Origin of the sequence: Yimella sp. cx-51, assembly GCF_017654605.1 — a bacterium.
GTDB lineage: Bacteria > Actinomycetota > Actinomycetes > Actinomycetales > Dermatophilaceae > Yimella.
This window is the reverse complement of sequence record NZ_CP072113.1, coordinates 1,477,586-1,493,629: the sequence shown is the minus strand read 5'-3', so window position 1 is coordinate 1,493,629 and position 16,044 is coordinate 1,477,586. Positions and strand designations below refer to the sequence as shown.

The following is a 16,044-nucleotide window of genomic DNA, read 5'->3' as shown; positions in this document are numbered from 1 at the left end:
TGCCCTCCGCTGCACCACGACAGCCCGGTCAGGGGCATACGGCCCCGCGACCTAGACTCACCTGTTGTGGAGTCCCCGGCGGTCGCGTTCGATCAGGTGACGCACCGGTACGGGTCGAAGGTGGCCCTGGATGCGCTCACCTTCCACGCCGACCCCGCACGCATCACCTGCGTGCTCGGCCCCAACGGCGCCGGCAAGACCACCGCGATGGAACTCGCCGAAGGCTTGAAGCGCCCGCAGGACGGCTTGGTTCGCGTGCTCGGCACCAATCCCTGGCGCTCCGACGCCGCCCATCGGGCTGCGGTCGGGGTGATGCTCCAGGACGGCGGCCCGCCGGGTGCGGTGCCGGCCAAGCGATTCCTGACCCATGTGACCGGCCTGGTCGGCGGCACGCGGCTGGAAGAACTCGCCGAGCGGCTCGATCTGCCGTCCTTCTGGAACACCCCGGTACGTCGACTCTCCGGAGGCCAACGCCAACGCGTCGCGCTCGCCGCGGCACTGATCGGCTCCCCGGATGTGGCATTCCTGGACGAGCCCACGGCCGGCCTTGATCCACACGCTCGCCTCGAAGTGTGGGACCTCATCCGCGACGAACGCGCCCGCGGATGCGCCGTCGTGGTCACCACCCACTCCTTCGAGGAGGCCGAGCGATTGGCCGATGACGTCGTGGTGATCGCCGCGGGTGCCGTCCGTGCGTCCGGCACCCTCACCGACGTGGCCGGCACGTCCGGCCTCGAAGAGACCTATTTCGCGCTGACCTCCCGCTCGGGAGCCACCCGATGACCACCAACGCTGCCCGCGTTCGCGCCCAGGCCGGTTACGAGAGCCGCAACCTCTTGGCGAACGGCGAGCAGTTGCTCGTGTCGTTGGTGCTGCCGTTGCTCGCGCTCGTCGGGCTCGCCATGACCAGCGTGCCGTCGCTCGGCGTCGGACGCCGCATCGACATCGTGACCCCTGGCGTGTTGGCACTGGCCGTCGTCTCGACGGCGTTCACCGGACAGGCGATCGCGACCGGTTTCGACCGCCGTTACGGGGTGCTGCGCTACCTCGGCACCACTCCCCTCGGCCGATCAGGACTGTTGTGGGGCAAGGCATTCGGTGTGCTGACCGTCGTCGCGTTGCAGACCGTCGTGCTGGGCGGCGTGGCGTTGGCGATGGGTTGGCGTCCGCACTGGTCGGGGCTGCCGCTCGCGCTCGCCCTGATGATCGCCGGCACCTGGGCGTGGGTGGCGCTGGCGCTGCTGCTGGCGGGTGCGCTGCGGGCCGAAGGTGTGCTGGCCCTGGCCAATCTGGTCTGGGTGCTGGTCGCTGGCCTCGGCGGGTTGCTGCTGCCGTCCGACCAACTGCCTGACGTCATCGGCCAGGTCGTGCACTGGCTGCCTTCCGGTGCGTTGGGCGACGGACTGCGCTCGGCACTGGGAGGGTCGGCCACGGACGCCCTCCTTCCGCTCGCCGTCCTCATCGGCTGGGGGGCCGTGGCCACCGCGCTCACCATGCGCACCTTCGACTGGAGCGACTGACCCACGCGACCGCGCGCACGTCATCGACCGCAGACAGACAGATATACAAGAAGAGACTGAGAACCAGATGAGCAACGTATCGATGGCAGACCCGGCGACCGTCACCCAGGACAACCGGCCCGGACGCTTCCTGCCCACGCTCACCAGCAGGCCGATTCCTCGCTGGTTGACGACGTTGTTCTGGCTCAACCTCGCCTGCCAGGTCGGCATCGTGGTCACCGGTGGACTCGTCCGGCTGACGGGTTCGGGCCTCGGGTGTCCGGAGTGGCCGCGCTGCACCGCCGACTCGATCGCCCCGACCAGGCACCAGGAGGAGTCGTGGCACAAGTACGTCGAGTTCGGCAACCGCACGCTCACCGGCGTCCTGAGCATCGTGGCGCTGGCTCTGCTGGTGGGCATCGTCAAGGGTGCCCCGACCCGCAAGGGCCTTCGCCTGCCCACCGCGTTGGTGCTGGGTGGCATCGCATTGCAGGCCATCGTCGGCGGCATCACCGTGCTCACCGGGCTCAACCCGGCGATCGTCGCGGCGCACTTCATGATCTCGATGCTGCTGGTGGCAGCCTCAGCCTGGCTGGTGTGGCGCGGACGCGAGGGTGATGCTCCGGCCCGGACCGTCGTCCGGCCCGGCATCCTGCGCCTGGGTCAGGGCATCGCCGCGTTCACCGGGGTCGTCCTCGTGCTCGGCACATTGGTCACCGGTTCAGGCCCCCACTCCGGCGACGCGGACGAGCCGGCTCGCCTCGGCCTCGATCCGCGCACGATCTCCTGGATCCACGCGGACGCCGTGATGCTCTATATCGGGCTGATCGTGGCGATGATCGTCGCCGTGCGGTTGACCGCCAAGGAGAGCAACGCACCGCGTGCGTGGGGCGCCGTGCTGGTCATCACCCTGCTGCAGGGAGCCATCGGCTACGTGCAGTACTTCACCGGGCTGCCGTGGCTGGTGGTGCTGCTGCACATGCTGGGTGCGTCCGTGCTCGTGGTCGCGGTGACCTGGGCGGTGCTGTCGCTGCGGGTACGCGAGGACGTCTGACCAGCACCACCGGGGCGGGGCCGCTCGCGGGCGCCGTCAGCTCAGGCCGGGCAACGCGAAGTAGAGCAGCGGGTCGATGGCGACACCGAGGAAGACCAGCGTCAGATAGCTGATCGAATAGTGGAAGAGCCGCATCGGCTTCAGCACGGCGTACGACACGCCCTGCTTCGCGCGGACCTGCAGCTTGTGCGCCTCGAAGAGGAACAACCCACCCGACAGCACGGCCAGAACGGTGTAGATCCAGCCCATCGGAGCCACCGGCACCAGGGCCAGTGTGAGCAGCACGGTCACCCAGGAATAGATGACGATCTGGCGGGCGACAGCGGTGTCGCGTGCGACCACCGGCAGCATCGGCACACCCGCATTGGCGTAGTCGTCCTTGAAGCGCATCGACAGCGGCCAGTAGTGCGGGGGCGTCCAGAAGAAGACGACCAGGAAGAGCACCACCGCTGCCCAGGACATCGAGTTGGTCACGCTCGACCAGCCGATCAGCACGGGCATGCAGCCCGCGACGCCGCCCCAGACGATGTTCTGGGAGGTGCGGCGCTTGAGCAGCATCGTGTAGAAGACGACGTAGAGCAGGAGCGCACCGACCGACAGGGCGGCCGAGAGCCAGTTGACCAGGAAGCCGAGCCACAGCGTCGACACGACACCGAGCACACTGGCGAAGATCAACGCGTTGCGCGGGCTGATCGCGCCGGTGACCAGCGGGCGCCCCTCGGTGCGGTGCATCAACTTGTCGATGTCGCGGTCGAGGTAACAGTTGAAGGCATTGGCCGAGCCGGCCGACAGCGAACCACCGATGAGCGTGGCGAGAATCAACCACACGTTGGGGATGCCGCGTTCGGCGAGGAACATCACCGGGAAGGTCGTGACAAGCAGGAGTTCGATGATGCGGGGTTTGGTGAGCGCGACGTAGTTGCCGATCACGGTGCGCAGCGAGCGGTCGGTGGATCGAAGGTCATCGGTACGGTCAGACGTACGAGGCTCGATCGTGGTCACCGTCATCCTTCTCGTGAGATTTCACATCGGTTCACGCGCGGGAACTTGCCCTGCAGCCGGGTTGCGTGGTGCAACGCCGCCAAGAGTCTATCTGCTCCCCGAACGGCGGCTGGACGCGCTCAACACATCGGCGGTTTGCAGGACTAGGCTCGACATGGAATGCATGCACCCAGCACGAAGGAGCCACCACACGTGAGCACGGACGCCTCCCCCATCGCCGGACGCGACGAGAGCCTGACCCTGCCGAAGGCCGAGACCGTCGGGTGGAGCGACCTCGACATCCGCGCTGTCGACACCGCTCGGTTGTTGGCTGCCGATGCCGTGCAGAAGACCGGCAACGGCCACCCCGGCACGGCGATCAGCCTCGCGCCGGCTGCGTACCTGCTGTACCAGAACGTCATGCGGCACGACCCCTCCGATCCGCACTGGATCGGTCGCGATCGCTTCGTGCTGTCGGCCGGGCACTCGAGCCTGACCCAGTACATCCAGCTCTACTTCTCCGGCTACGGACTCGAACTGCCTGACCTGGAGGCCCTGCGCACCTGGGAGTCGGCCACCCCCGGGCACCCGGAGGTCACCCACACCACCGGTGTGGAGATCACCACCGGACCGCTCGGCTCGGGCTTCGCCTCCGCCGTCGGTATGGCGATGGCCCAGCGCCGTCAGCGCGGCATGCTCGACCCCGACGCGGCCCCCGGCACCAGCCCCTTCGATCACTTCATCTACGTGATCGCCGGTGACGGCTGCCTCATGGAAGGTGTCAGCGGCGAGGCCAGTTCGCTGGCCGGCACGCAGAACCTCGGCAACCTCATCGCGATCTACGACCAGAACCAGATCTCGATCGAGGACGACACCGACGTGTCGTTCAGCGAGGACGTCAAGGGCCGTTACGAGTCCTACGGCTGGGAAGTCATCGAGGTGCCCTGGCGCCGCAAGCACGGCACCACCGACCCCGACTACGTCGAGGACGTCGACGCACTCCACGCCGCGGTGCTGAAGGCCAAGACCGAGACCACCAAGCCCAGCCTGATCATCCTGCGCACCGTGATCGCCTGGCCTGCCCCCACCAAGCAGGGCACCGGCAAGTCGCACGGCTCGGCACTGGGCGAGGAGGAGATCACCGGCCTGAAGAAGCTGCTCGGCTTCGACGGACGCAAGACCTTCGAGGTCAGCGACGCGGTGATCAACCACGCTCGCGAGGTCGTCAAGCGCGGCAAGGAGGCCCGCGCCGAGTGGAACACGTCGTACGAGGCCTGGCGTTCGGCGAACGCCGATGCTGCGAAACTGCTCGACCGCCTCGTCGCGCGCGAACTGCCGGAGGGCTTCGCCGACGCCTTCCCCACCTTCGACGCCGACGAGAAGGGCATCGCCACCCGGGCCGCATCGGGCAAGGTGCTGACCGCGCTGGCCGACGTCATGCCCGAACTCTGGGGCGGCTCGGCCGACCTCGCGGAGTCGAACAACACCACGATGGGTGGCCAGCCCTCGTTCATCCCGAGCGATCGCCAGACCGCGGAGTGGAAGGGCGGGCCGTACGGCCGCACCCTGCACTTCGGTGTACGTGAGTTCGCGATGGGTCTGGCGCTCAACGGAATTGCCCTGGAAGGCCTCACCCGCCCGTACGGCGGCACCTTCCTGGTGTTCTCCGACTACATGCGCGCGGCCGTCCGCCTGGCCGCCCTGCAGAACATCCCGGTCACCTTCGTCTGGACCCACGACTCCGTGGGCTTGGGTGAGGACGGCCCCACGCACCAGCCGATCGAGCACCTCGCGGCGCTCCGGGCGATCCCGATGCTCGACGTCGTGCGCCCCTCCGACGCCAACGAGACCGCTGCGGCGTGGCGCACGATCCTGGAGAACACCGACAACCCCGCCGGTCTGGTCCTGTCGCGCCAGGCGTTGCCGATCATCGATCGTTCCGAGTACGCCTCGCCCGACAATGTCGCCAAGGGCGCGTACGTGCTCGCCGACACCGAAGGCACTCCGGACGTCATCCTGATCGCCAGTGGCTCCGAGGTCTCCGTGGCTCTCGAAGCGCGAAAGGCTCTGGCCGACAAGGGCGTTCAGGCCCGTGTCGTGTCGGCTCCGTGCCTCGAGTGGTTCAACCAGCAGCCCAAGAGCTACCGCGACGAGGTGCTCCCGCCGAGCGTCAAGGCGCGAGTGAGCGTCGAGGCCGGCATCTCGATGCCCTGGCACCGCTACGTCGGCGACGCCGGTCGGTGCGTGTCGATCGAGCACTTCGGTTCCTCGGCCGACGGCGCACTGGTGCTGAAGAAGTTCGGCATCACCCCGGAGCACGTGGTTTCCGCGGCGCAGGAGTCGATCACCGACGCCACGTCCGCAGATGCCACCCCCGGCGTCGACGTCGAAGTGCCCACCTGGCCGCTGAACCACTGACAACTTCTCGACGCACACGATTCCCACTGAGAGGAACGACATGAGCAACAAGAACACCCAGGCCCTGTCCGAGGTCGGCGTCTCGATCTGGTTGGACGACCTGAGCCGCACCCTGATGTCCGACGGCGACCTGGCGAAGCTGATCGAGGAGCGCAATGTCGTCGGTGTCACCACCAACCCGACGATCTTCGCCACGGCTCTCTCCGACGGCGCCGCCTACGACACCCAGGTCAAGGAATTGGCCGGCAAGGGCGCCGACGTCGACCAGGCGGTCTTCGAGATCACCACGGATGACGTCCGCACCGCCTGCGACCAGTTCCGAGGTCTCTACGAGAGCACCGACGGTCAGGACGGGCGCGTGTCGATCGAGGTCGACCCGCGTCTGGCCAAGGACACCGACGGCACCATCGAGGCGGCCAAGAAGCTGTGGGCACGCGTCGACCGCTCCAACGTCATGATCAAGATCCCGGCCACCCGTGAGGGCCTGCCGGCGATCACCGCAGCGCTGGCTGAAGGCATCAGCGTCAACGTGACGTTGATCTTCTCCCTCGACCGCTACCGCGATGTGATGAACGCCTACCTGGAGGGGCTGGAGCAGGCGAAGGCTGCCGACAAAGACCTCTCGACCATTCGTTCGGTCGCGTCGTTCTTCGTCTCCCGGGTCGACACCGAGATCGACAAGCGCCTCGACGAGATCGGCACCGAGCAGGCCACCGCCCTCAAGGGTCAGGCCGGCGTCGCCAACGCGCGCCTTGCCTACCAGGCCTTCGAGGAGGTCTTCTCCACGCCGCGCTGGCAGTCGCTGGCTGACGAGGGCGCACATGTGCAGCGTCCGCTGTGGGCCTCCACCGGTGTGAAGAACCCGGAGTACAAGGACACCATGTACGTCGTCGACCTCGCGGCGCCGAACACCGTCAACACCATGCCGCCCAAGACCCTCGAGGCCGTGGCCGACCACGGCCAGGTCGACGGCGACCAGGTGACCGGATACTACGAGCGCGCCCGCGAGGTGCTCGCTCAGCTCGACTCGTTCGGGGTCGACTACAACGACGTCGTCGCCGTGCTCGAGGACGAAGGTGTCAGCAAGTTCGAGGACTCCTGGTCGGAGTTGCTGACCTCGCTGCAGGGCGAGCTCGACAAGGCGGTCGGGAAGTGAGCGATCTGTCGGTTCGCACGTCCGGTGCGGCGTCCGAGGCGGTTGAGCGTCACCTCGACGCATTGGTGAGCGACAAGGTCGCCAGTCGGTTGTTTGCCCAGGACGCCACGCTGTGGGGTCCGGACGCCGAGAGCGAAGCCTCCAAGCGTCTGTCGTGGGTCGACCTCGCCGAGCAGTCGCGGGTGCTGGTCGATCAGATCGAGCAGTTGCGTAAGTCGTTGCAGGACAAGGGTTTGACCCATGTCGTCCTCTGCGGCATGGGCGGTTCGTCGTTGGCGCCGGAGGTCATCTGCGCCACCGCGGGCGTGCCGATCACCGTGCTCGACAGCTCCCAGCCCGACATGGTGCGTGCCTCGCTCGAAGACCGCCTCGACGAGACCGTCGTGGTCGTGTCGTCCAAGTCGGGATCCACCGTCGAGACCGATTCGCAACGCCGCGCGTACATCGACGCCTTCGAGAAGGCTGGCATCGACCCCACCGAACGCATCGTCGTGGTGACCGACCCGGGTAGCCCCCTGGATGAGCAGTCGCGCGCCGACGGCTACACCGTGATCAACGCTGATCCGAATGTCGGTGGACGCTACTCGGCGTTGACCGCCTTCGGTCTGGTGCCCAGCGGTCTGGCCGGTGCCGACATCGGCAAACTGCTGGACGAAGCAGCAGCCGTCGACGAGCAGCTCGCGGCTGATTCCGCCGACAACCCCGCGCTCGTGCTCGGTGCGGCCATCGGTGGCACCGACCCGCTGCGCGACAAGTTGGTGCTCATCGACGCGGGCACGTCCGCGGACGGCTTCGGTGACTGGGCCGAGCAGCTGATCGCCGAGAGCACTGGCAAGCTCGGCAAGGGGCTGCTGCCGATCGTCGCAGGCGATGCGCCCGTGACGAGCCAGGCGTCCGACGAGCTGTACGCCTATCTCGTCGGTGCCGATGCTGCTGCGCCCGAAGGTGATTCGGTCGACGTCGCCGGTTCGCTCGGAGCCAGCTTCCTGCTCTGGGAGGTTGCGGTGGCCGTCGCCGGGCGGTTGATCGGCATCAACCCCTTTGACCAGCCCGATGTCGAGTCCGCCAAGCAGGCCGCGCGCGAACTGCTCGACTCCGATTCGAGCACGGCCGACGAGCCCGCATTCACCGACGGCGGCATCGAGGTGCGGGCCGACGGCGACTGGCTCGGTGACGCAACCACGACCGCCGACGCGATCAGCGCGCTGCTCGCACAGGTGCCCGGTGACGGCTACCTGGCGATCATGGCCTACCTCGACCGCATTGCCGACCGTTCGCTGGCCGATGTCACCGGGCTCTTCGCCCAGAAGATCGACCGTCCGGTCACCTTCGGTTGGGGCCCGCGTTTCCTGCACTCCACCGGTCAGTACCACAAGGGTGGCCCGGCCAACGGCGTCTACCTGCAGATCACAACGGCCGGTCAGGAAGACCTTCCGGTGCCCGGTCGGGAGTTCACCTTCGGCGACTTCATCGGTTCGCAGGCCGCCGGCGACGCCAAGGTGTTGGCCGACAAGGGACGCCCCGTGCTGCGCCTGCACCTCCTCGACCACGAGCAGGGCTCCTCGGAGCTGCTCCAAGCAATCCGATCAGCCACGCAGCACCAGGCCTCGTGAGCCCGGCCCGCGTCGCCCGCGGGGTCAACCCGCTGCGGGAGGCGGCCGACGGCCGTCTCCCGCGCATCGCCGGGCCGAGCAGCATGGTGATGTTCGGCGTCACCGGCGATCTGGCTCGTAAGAAACTGCTACCGGCGATCTACGACCTCTACAACCGAGGTCTGCTGCCGCCGGGCTTCTCCCTGGTCGGTTTCGCACGTCGCGACTGGGAAGACCAAGACTTCGAGCGTGTCGTCCACGATGCGGTGAAGAGCGGTGCCCGCACGGAGTTCTCCGAGGAGGTCTGGAGTGACCTCTGCAAGGGCCTGCGCTTCGTCCAGGGCGCCTTCGACGACGACGAGGCCTTCGACCGGCTCGCCGAAGTGGTGGCCGAGCTCGACGAGGAACGCGGCACCGGCGGCAACCACGCGTTCTACCTGTCGATCCCGCCGTCATCGTTCGGCATGGTCTGTCAGCAACTCGAACGCAGCGGACTGTCGACACCGCGCAAGGGCACCTGGCGACGGGTGGTCATCGAGAAGCCCTTCGGGCACGACCGCAAGAGCGCGCAGGAACTCAACGACATCGTCAGTGCCGTCTTCCCTGCGGATTCGGTCTTCCGGATCGACCACTACCTGGGCAAGGAGACGGTGCAGAACATCCTGGCGCTGCGCTTCGCCAACCAGATGTTCGAACCGGTGTGGAACGGCAACTACGTCGACCACGTGCAGATGACGATGGCCGAGGACATCGGTATCGGTGGCCGCGCCGGATACTACGACGGCATCGGCGCCGCCCGTGACGTGATGCAGAACCACCTGCTGCAACTCCTGGCGATCACCGCGATGGAACAACCGAACTCCTTCTCCGCCAAGGCGATTCGCACCGAAAAGGAGAAGATCCTCGCGGCCACACGGCTGCCCTCCGACCTCGGTAAGCACAGCGCTCGTGGCCAGTACGCCGCCGGTTGGCAGGGCTCGGAGAAGGTGATCGGCTTCCTCGACGAGGAAGGCATTGCAGCCAATTCGACCACCGAGACGTACGCGGCGCTGAAGGTGGAGATTGCGACTCGCCGTTGGGCCGGAGTTCCCTTCTACCTGCGCACCGGTAAACGGCTTGGCAAGCGGGTCACCGAGATCGCCATCGTCTTCAAACGTCCCCCACACCTGCCCTTCGAGCAGACAGCCACCGAAGAACTGGGTCAGAACGCCATCGTGATCCGGGTGCAGCCCGACGAGGGTGTGACGATTCGTTTCGGGTCGAAGGTGCCCGGCGCGGGTTCGATGGAGGTGCGTGACGTCACCATGGACTTCGCGTACGGCAATGCCTTCACCGAGTCCAGCCCGGAGGCCTACGAGCGGCTCATTCTCGACGTCCTGCTGGGCGATCCACCGCTCTTCCCGCGGCACGAGGAGGTCGACCTCTCCTGGCAGATCCTCGACCCAGTCGAACGCTACTGGGCAAGGTCGGGCAAGCCGCAGCAGTACGACGCCGGCACCTGGGGACCGACCTCCGCCGACACGATGATGAAGGCCGATGGCCGGGCCTGGAGGCTGCCGTGATCGTCAATCTGCCCGACTGCAGCACCCGAGACGTCTCCAAGCAGTTGGTCCGACTGCGCTCACAGGTCGGCGCAGTTACCCAGGGCGGGGTCATGACCCTGGTCATCGTCACCGACGAAGAGCACGCCGATGACGCGATCGAGGCGGCTGCCGAAGCGAGTCATGAACACCCGAGCCGCATCCTGGTGCTGGTGGCTGGCAGCAAGCGTGGAGGCAGCCGCCTGGATGCGCAGATCCGGGTCGGTGGCGAGGCCGGGGTGAGCGAGCTCATCGTGCTGCGCCTCGCCGGCGAACTCGTCGATCACGGCGGCAGCGTCGTCATCCCACTGCTGCTGGCCGACTCCCCCGTCGTCGCATGGTGGCCCGGCGCCGGCCCCAAGGAGCTGGCCGGCTCATCGGTCGGCCGCCTGGCCCAGCGACGGATCACCGACGCGGCCACGACGAGCAATCCTCGCCGGGAGCTTGCGGTGCGTGCCGACGACTACACCCACGGTGACACCGACATGGCCTGGGCCCGCACGACGCGGTGGCGTGCGTTGCTGGCGACAACGCTCGACCAGGAGCCGTTCGAGCAGGTGACTGCAGTGACCGTCAAGGGCGCCTCCGATTCGGCGAGCAGTGACCTCGTGGCCGCCTGGCTCGCTGTTCGGCTGCGTTGTCCGGTGGAGCGGGTCGACGGCGCGAAGGGGCGTGGGTTGATCAGCGTGACGATGGAGCGTGCGAGCGGGGCGATCGTGTTGGAGCGCTCCGAAGCCGAACACGCGACGCTGACGCAACCCGGTCAGCAGCCGCGTCACTTCCCGCTTCCGCGGCCCTCCACGGCGGGGGCTCTGGCCGAGGAACTGCGCCGCCTCGACAAGGATGAGGTCTACCGCGATGCGTTGCAGGGGCTCGACCTGGTGAAGACCAAGAGTTCGACGAAAGCGAAGAAGTCATGACCGACCGTTCGATCCAGACCCGAGCAAACAAGTCCGAGCTGGCCCAGGCGATCGCCGCTGCGCTGGACGACCGCATCGACGAAGCGCTGCGTAGCCGCCTGCAGGCACATGTCGCGCTCACCGGCGGTTCGATGGGCCAAGAGCTCATGAAGGCCTGGGCAGCGCGCAACAACGACGACCGTGACTGGTCGCAGGTGCACATCTGGTGGGGCGATGAGCGTTTCGTCGCAGCAGGAGACGCCGAACGCAACGACCAGCAGGCCGAGGATGCCGGGCTGAAGAAGCTGGGCGTGCCGCAGGGCAACATCCACCGTATGCCGAGCAGTGATGACAACGACGGCGACGTCGCCGCCGGCGCGCAGGCCTACGCCGACGAACTCGCACGCTGGAGCGACAGCACCACCGACGGACTGGCGGAGAAGCTGCCGATGCCGACCTTTGACGTGCTGATGTTGGGCATGGGCCCTGACGGACACGTGGCGTCGCTGTTTCCCCAGCACCAGGACCAACTCGCCGAAGACACCACCGTGATCGCGGTGAACGACTCCCCCAAGCCGCCGCCGACGCGCATCAGCCTCACCTTCCCGGCTCTGGCCGAATGCCGGGAGGCGTGGTTGATGGTCGCCGGTGCGGACAAGGCCGAGGCCGTCGCGCGCGCTTTCGGCAAGCCCGACTCGTGGGAATGCCCGGCCTCGGTGATCGACGGCCAGATCGGGACGACCTGGTGGCTGGACGATGATGCTGCTGGCCAGCTGGAGCAGGGCTGACGCCGACCGGCTAGCACAGTACGAACGGGGGCTCCCGGACCGATGGTCCGGGAGCCCCCGTTTCGTTGCTTGAGCCTGAGCTGTTCAGCTCACTTGATGAGACCGCGTCCGCGCAGGGTCTCGAGGGCTTCGTCCAGGATCACGGCACCCTCGGCGTCGGAGCGACGCTCCTTCACGTAGGCCAGGTGCGTCTTGTACGGCTCGGCCTTCGGCGGCGCAGGCGGGTTCTCCTGGTCTTGACCGGCGGGGAATCCACAGCGAGGGCAGTCCCATTGCTCGGGGATCACCATGCCCGGCTCCTGCGCGAAGCTCGGCTTGGTCTCATGCCCGTTGGAGCACCAGTACGACACGATCACGCGCGGCGCGGACTCGCCCCGCTCCGCTTCGCCCATCGGTCCAGCACCGACGCGGCTTCCGCGAATTGCGTTTCCACCTGCCATTTACGTTGCTTCCCTTCGTATCAGGCCGAGAACCGGGCCATCAAGCCCAGACCGATGATGGCCGAGACCCAGATGAGCCCGGCGATGACCGTGAAGCGGCTGAGGTTCTTCTCTGCGACCGAGGAGCCACCGAGGCTGCTGCTGACGCCGCCGCCGAACATGTCGGACAGACCGCCACCCTTGCCCTTGTGCATCAGGATCAACAGCACCAGGAACAGGCTGCTCAGCACAACCAGCACCTGGAGGGCGATGCGCATCGCATCCACGTCAGGAACTCACCTTCGTCGAGAATCTGTTGCCGCCGTCGGGCAACAACTTGTCAAACTTTACGGCATGTCGACGGGGCATGCAGTCAGCACATGCCCCGTCGGCCATCAATTGCGGTCAGTCGATCGACCGCTGATCAGCAGTTGATCAGTTCTGCCCGCCGTGGTGTTGCTGGTAGCGGCAGATGCTGGCGAACTCGGCTGGGTCGGTGCTCGCACCGCCGACGAGCGCGCCGTCGACATCGCCCTCGGCCATGATCGAGGCGACATTGCCCGACTTCACTGAACCGCCGTAGAGCACCCGGACGCCGTCAGCCAGCTTCTGGTCGTACAGCGAGGCGAGCTCGCCGCGGATCGCGGAGCAGACTTCCTGCGCGTCGGCGGGCGTTGCCACCTCACCGGTGCCGATGGCCCAGACGGGCTCGTAGGCGATGACGATCGACTCCGCCTCACCAGCCGGCAGACCCTCCAACGCGGCGCGCACCTGGGAGAGCACGTACTCGACCTGTTCGCCGGCCTGGCGCACGTCCAACTTCTCGCCGACACACAGGATCGGGGTGAGGTTGTTCTTGTAGGCGGCCTTGACCTTCGCGGCCACGATCTCGTCGGTCTCGTGGTGGTACTCGCGACGCTCGGAGTGACCCACGACGACGTACTCGACGCCGAGCTTGCGCAGGAAGACGCCGGCGATGTCGCCGGTGTAGGCACCCTCGTCGTGCTGGCTGAGGTCTTGTGCGCCCAGCTTGAGCTTCAACTTGTCGCCGTCGATGAGCGTCTGAACCGAGCGCAGGTCGGTGAACGGCGGGATCACTGCGACCTCAACGGCGTTGAAGTCGTGCTTGCCGTCGCGCAGCGTCCAGTCCAGCTTCTGCACCAGGACGGTGCCCTGCTGGTGGTCGAGGTTCATCTTCCAGTTGCCGGCGATCAGCGGCGTACGGGTGTCAGCCATGTGCGTGTCACTTCCTTGATATGAAGCGGATGCGGTGGGTGATCTTTCCCCCACCGCATCCGACAGCGTGTCATTCCATCCGGTCGGGCCGGTGAGAAATACCTCAGTCGTCGAGCACATCGAGGCCTGGCAACGCCTTGCCCTCGAGGTACTCCAGGCTCGCGCCACCTCCGGTGGAGATGTGCGTGAAATCGGAATCGGCGAACCCGAGCTGACGCACGGCCGCAGCGGAGTCGCCACCGCCGATGACGGTGAGTGCTCCGTTGCTCGTCGCCTCCACCAGCGCCTCGGCGAGTGCCTTGGTGCCGGCGGCGTACGGCTCCATCTCGAACGCACCCATGGGGCCGTTCCAGAAGACGGTCTTCGCCGAACGCACTGCGTCGGCAAAAGCCTTGGCCGATTCCGGACCGATGTCGAGACCCATGCGGTCGGCCGGGATCGCATCGACTGCGACGACCTCGTGGTCGGCGTCGGCCGAGAACTCCGATGCCGCAACGACATCGGTGGGCAGCACGATCTCAACACCCTTGGCATTGGCGTCGTCGAGGTAGCCCTTGACGGTGTCGATCTGGTCCTTCTCCAGCAGGCTCTTGCCCACCTCGTGGCCCTGGGCCGCGAGGAAGGTGAACACCATGCCGCCACCGATCACCAACTGGTCGGCGGTCTTGAGCAGGTTGTCGATCACACCGAGCTTGTCGCTCACCTTCGCACCGCCGAGCACGACCGCGTACGGGCGCTCAGGGTCCTTGGTGAGGCGCTCGAGCACCTTGACCTCGGCCTGCACCAGGTCGCCCACCGCGTGGGGCAGACGGCTCGCGATGTCGTACACCGAGGCCTGCTTGCGGTGCACGACGCCGAAGCCGTCACTGACGAAAACGTCTGCCAGTGAAGCGAGTTCTTCGGCGAAGGCTCCGCGCTCGGCGTCGTCCTTGCTGGTCTCGCCGGCGTTGAAACGGAGGTTCTCCAGGAGCACGACGTCGCCATCCTTCATGGCGCCGACCTTTTCCTTGGCCGACTCCCCCACCGTGTCGGTGGCGAAGGTGACCTCGGCGCCCAGCAGTTCGCCGAGGCGCCCTGCGACGGGCTCGAGGGAGTACTTCGCTTCGGGCTCACCCTTGGGACGACCCAAGTGGGCGCAGACGATGACCTGAGCGCCCTGGTCGGTGAGCTTCTTGATCGTCGGGACGGAGGCACGGATGCGGCCGTCGTCGGTGATCGTGCTGCCGTCGAGCGGCACATTAAGGTCGCTGCGCAGCAGCACCTTCTTGCCCGACAGGTCGCCCAGGTCATCGATGGTCTGCATCGGCTCAGAGGTCCTTGCCGACGAGCTCGACGAGGTCGACGAGGCGGTTGGAGTAACCCCATTCGTTGTCGTACCAGCCGACGACCTTCACCATGTTGCCGGTGACCTTGGTCAGGCCGGCGTCGAAGATGCAGCTGGACGGGTCGGTCTCGATGTCCTTGGAGACAATCGGGTCTTCGGTGTAGACCAGGTAACCCTTGAGCGGGCCCTCGGCGGCAGCCTTGACTGCGGCGTTGACCTCTTCGACGGTGACCTCCTTGGAGGCCTCGAAGGTGAGGTCAGTGGCCGAACCGGTCGGGGTCGGGACCCGCAACGCGTAGCCGTCCAGCTTGCCCTTCAGCTCCGGCAGCACCAGGGCGACAGCCTTGGCAGCACCCGTGGTGGTCGGGACGATGTTGAGGGCGGCTGCGCGGGCGCGACGGAGGTCCTTGTGCGGTGCGTCCTGCAGGTTCTGGTCCTGGGTGTAGGCGTGGATCGTGGTCATCAGACCCTTTTCGATGCCGATCGCATCGTTGAGGGCCTTGGCCATCGGCGCCAAGCAGTTGGTGGTGCAGGAGGCGTTGCTGATGATGTTGTGCGACTTCGGGTCGTACTTGTCGTCGTTGACGCCCATGACGATCGTGACGTCCTCATTCTTCGCCGGAGCGGAGATGATGACCTTCTTGGCACCGGCGTCGATGTGCGCCTTGGCCTTCTCGGCGTCGGTGAAGAAGCCGGTCGACTCGATGACGACGTCGACGCCGAGGTCCTTCCACGGCAGCGCCGACGGGTCCTTCTCGGCGAACGCGGCGATCTTCTTGCCGTTGGCGGTGATCGACTCGTCGTCGTGGGTGACCTCGCCGTCGAGGCGGCCCAGGATCGAGTCGTACTTGAGCAGGTGCGCGAGGGTCTGGTTGTCGGTCAGGTCGTTGACCGCCACCACCTCTACATCAGCACCGGAGGCCACGATGGCCCGGTAGAAGTTGCGGCCGATACGGCCAAAGCCATTGATTCCAACGCGGACGGTCACGGTGACACATCCCTTTCTGGGAGTCGGTTCCGAACTGCAGACGGGGCATTCGTGCCGATTCGGCAAAGCCGGAAGCGCACGAGGTTTCCCCTCACGACCCTAGGGGAATA

15 protein-coding genes are annotated in these 16,044 nt (G+C 66.8%); 9 read left to right on the top strand and 6 right to left on the bottom strand.

Annotation, left to right across the window (positions count from 1 at the left end; all coding sequences use genetic code 11):
- Positions 1-66 precede the first annotated feature (66 nt).
- The 3 genes from J5M86_RS07055 to J5M86_RS07045 all read left to right on the top strand — a co-directional run bounded on the left by J5M86_RS07055 (position 67) and on the right by J5M86_RS07045 (position 2,553).
- The gene (locus J5M86_RS07055; protein WP_188060782.1) at positions 67-783 is read left to right on the top strand and encodes an ABC transporter ATP-binding protein; all 717 of its coding nucleotides are present in this window, start codon (positions 67-69) and stop codon (positions 781-783) included.
- Complete coding sequence (locus J5M86_RS07050) at positions 780-1,520, top strand: ABC transporter permease (protein WP_188060783.1); 741 nt, start codon at positions 780-782, stop codon at positions 1,518-1,520. Before J5M86_RS07055 ends, J5M86_RS07050 begins: the two co-directional genes overlap by 4 nt.
- Positions 1,521-1,587: 67 nt before the next feature.
- Positions 1,588-2,553 (top strand): heme A synthase, encoded by a 966-nt coding sequence (locus J5M86_RS07045; RefSeq protein WP_244328530.1) that lies wholly within the window; start codon positions 1,588-1,590, stop codon positions 2,551-2,553.
- A 36-nt stretch (positions 2,554-2,589) separates the two neighbouring features.
- Here J5M86_RS07045 and J5M86_RS07040 read toward each other — a convergent pair whose 3' ends face one another.
- Positions 2,590-3,561, bottom strand: a complete 972-nt coding sequence (locus J5M86_RS07040) for a heme o synthase (protein WP_188060784.1) — start codon at positions 3,559-3,561, stop codon at positions 2,590-2,592.
- A gap of 186 nt (positions 3,562-3,747) precedes the next feature.
- Here J5M86_RS07040 and tkt point away from each other — a divergent pair, with 186 nt between their 5' ends.
- The 6 genes from tkt to pgl are packed head-to-tail and all read left to right on the top strand — an operon-like array spanning position 3,748 to position 11,967.
- Positions 3,748-5,952 carry a transketolase gene (gene tkt / locus J5M86_RS07035; RefSeq protein WP_244328529.1) on the top strand — a complete coding sequence of 735 codons (2,205 nt, stop codon included), beginning with the start codon at positions 3,748-3,750 and terminating at the stop codon, positions 5,950-5,952.
- A 40-nt stretch (positions 5,953-5,992) separates the two neighbouring features.
- A complete protein-coding gene (tal, locus tag J5M86_RS07030; RefSeq protein ID WP_188060786.1) occupies positions 5,993-7,108 on the top strand; it encodes a transaldolase in 1,116 nt (371 codons plus the stop codon).
- Positions 7,105-8,721 (top strand): glucose-6-phosphate isomerase, encoded by a 1,617-nt coding sequence (locus J5M86_RS07025; protein ID WP_188060787.1) that lies wholly within the window; start codon positions 7,105-7,107, stop codon positions 8,719-8,721. The genes tal and J5M86_RS07025 overlap by 4 nt, the downstream gene beginning before the upstream one ends.
- The gene (gene zwf / locus J5M86_RS07020) at positions 8,718-10,262 is read left to right on the top strand and encodes a glucose-6-phosphate dehydrogenase (RefSeq protein ID WP_188060788.1); all 1,545 of its coding nucleotides are present in this window, start codon (positions 8,718-8,720) and stop codon (positions 10,260-10,262) included. Before J5M86_RS07025 ends, zwf begins: the two co-directional genes overlap by 4 nt.
- Positions 10,259-11,200, top strand: a complete 942-nt coding sequence (locus J5M86_RS07015) for a glucose-6-phosphate dehydrogenase assembly protein OpcA (protein WP_188060789.1) — start codon at positions 10,259-10,261, stop codon at positions 11,198-11,200. Before zwf ends, J5M86_RS07015 begins: the two co-directional genes overlap by 4 nt.
- The gene (pgl, locus tag J5M86_RS07010) at positions 11,197-11,967 is read left to right on the top strand and encodes a 6-phosphogluconolactonase (protein ID WP_188060790.1); all 771 of its coding nucleotides are present in this window, start codon (positions 11,197-11,199) and stop codon (positions 11,965-11,967) included. Before J5M86_RS07015 ends, pgl begins: the two co-directional genes overlap by 4 nt.
- Before the next feature lie 89 nt (positions 11,968-12,056).
- Here the strand turns inward: pgl and J5M86_RS07005 are convergent, their stop codons facing one another.
- From J5M86_RS07005 to gap, 5 genes are all read right to left on the bottom strand, one after another.
- Complete coding sequence (locus tag J5M86_RS07005) at positions 12,057-12,407, bottom strand: RNA polymerase-binding protein RbpA (RefSeq protein ID WP_188060791.1); 351 nt, start codon at positions 12,405-12,407, stop codon at positions 12,057-12,059.
- A 20-nt stretch (positions 12,408-12,427) separates the two neighbouring features.
- Positions 12,428-12,673 carry a preprotein translocase subunit SecG gene (secG, locus tag J5M86_RS07000; protein ID WP_188060792.1) on the bottom strand — a complete coding sequence of 82 codons (246 nt, stop codon included), beginning with the start codon at positions 12,671-12,673 and terminating at the stop codon, positions 12,428-12,430.
- A gap of 148 nt (positions 12,674-12,821) precedes the next feature.
- Positions 12,822-13,622: a triose-phosphate isomerase gene (gene tpiA, locus J5M86_RS06995; protein ID WP_188060793.1), complete on the bottom strand. Its 801-nt coding sequence runs from the start codon at positions 13,620-13,622 to the stop codon at positions 12,822-12,824.
- A gap of 103 nt (positions 13,623-13,725) precedes the next feature.
- Positions 13,726-14,925: a phosphoglycerate kinase gene (gene pgk / locus J5M86_RS06990; RefSeq protein WP_188060794.1), complete on the bottom strand. Its 1,200-nt coding sequence runs from the start codon at positions 14,923-14,925 to the stop codon at positions 13,726-13,728.
- A 4-nt stretch (positions 14,926-14,929) separates the two neighbouring features.
- Positions 14,930-15,934 carry a type I glyceraldehyde-3-phosphate dehydrogenase gene (gap, locus tag J5M86_RS06985; RefSeq protein ID WP_188060795.1) on the bottom strand — a complete coding sequence of 335 codons (1,005 nt, stop codon included), beginning with the start codon at positions 15,932-15,934 and terminating at the stop codon, positions 14,930-14,932.
- Positions 15,935-16,044: the final 110 nt, after the last annotated feature.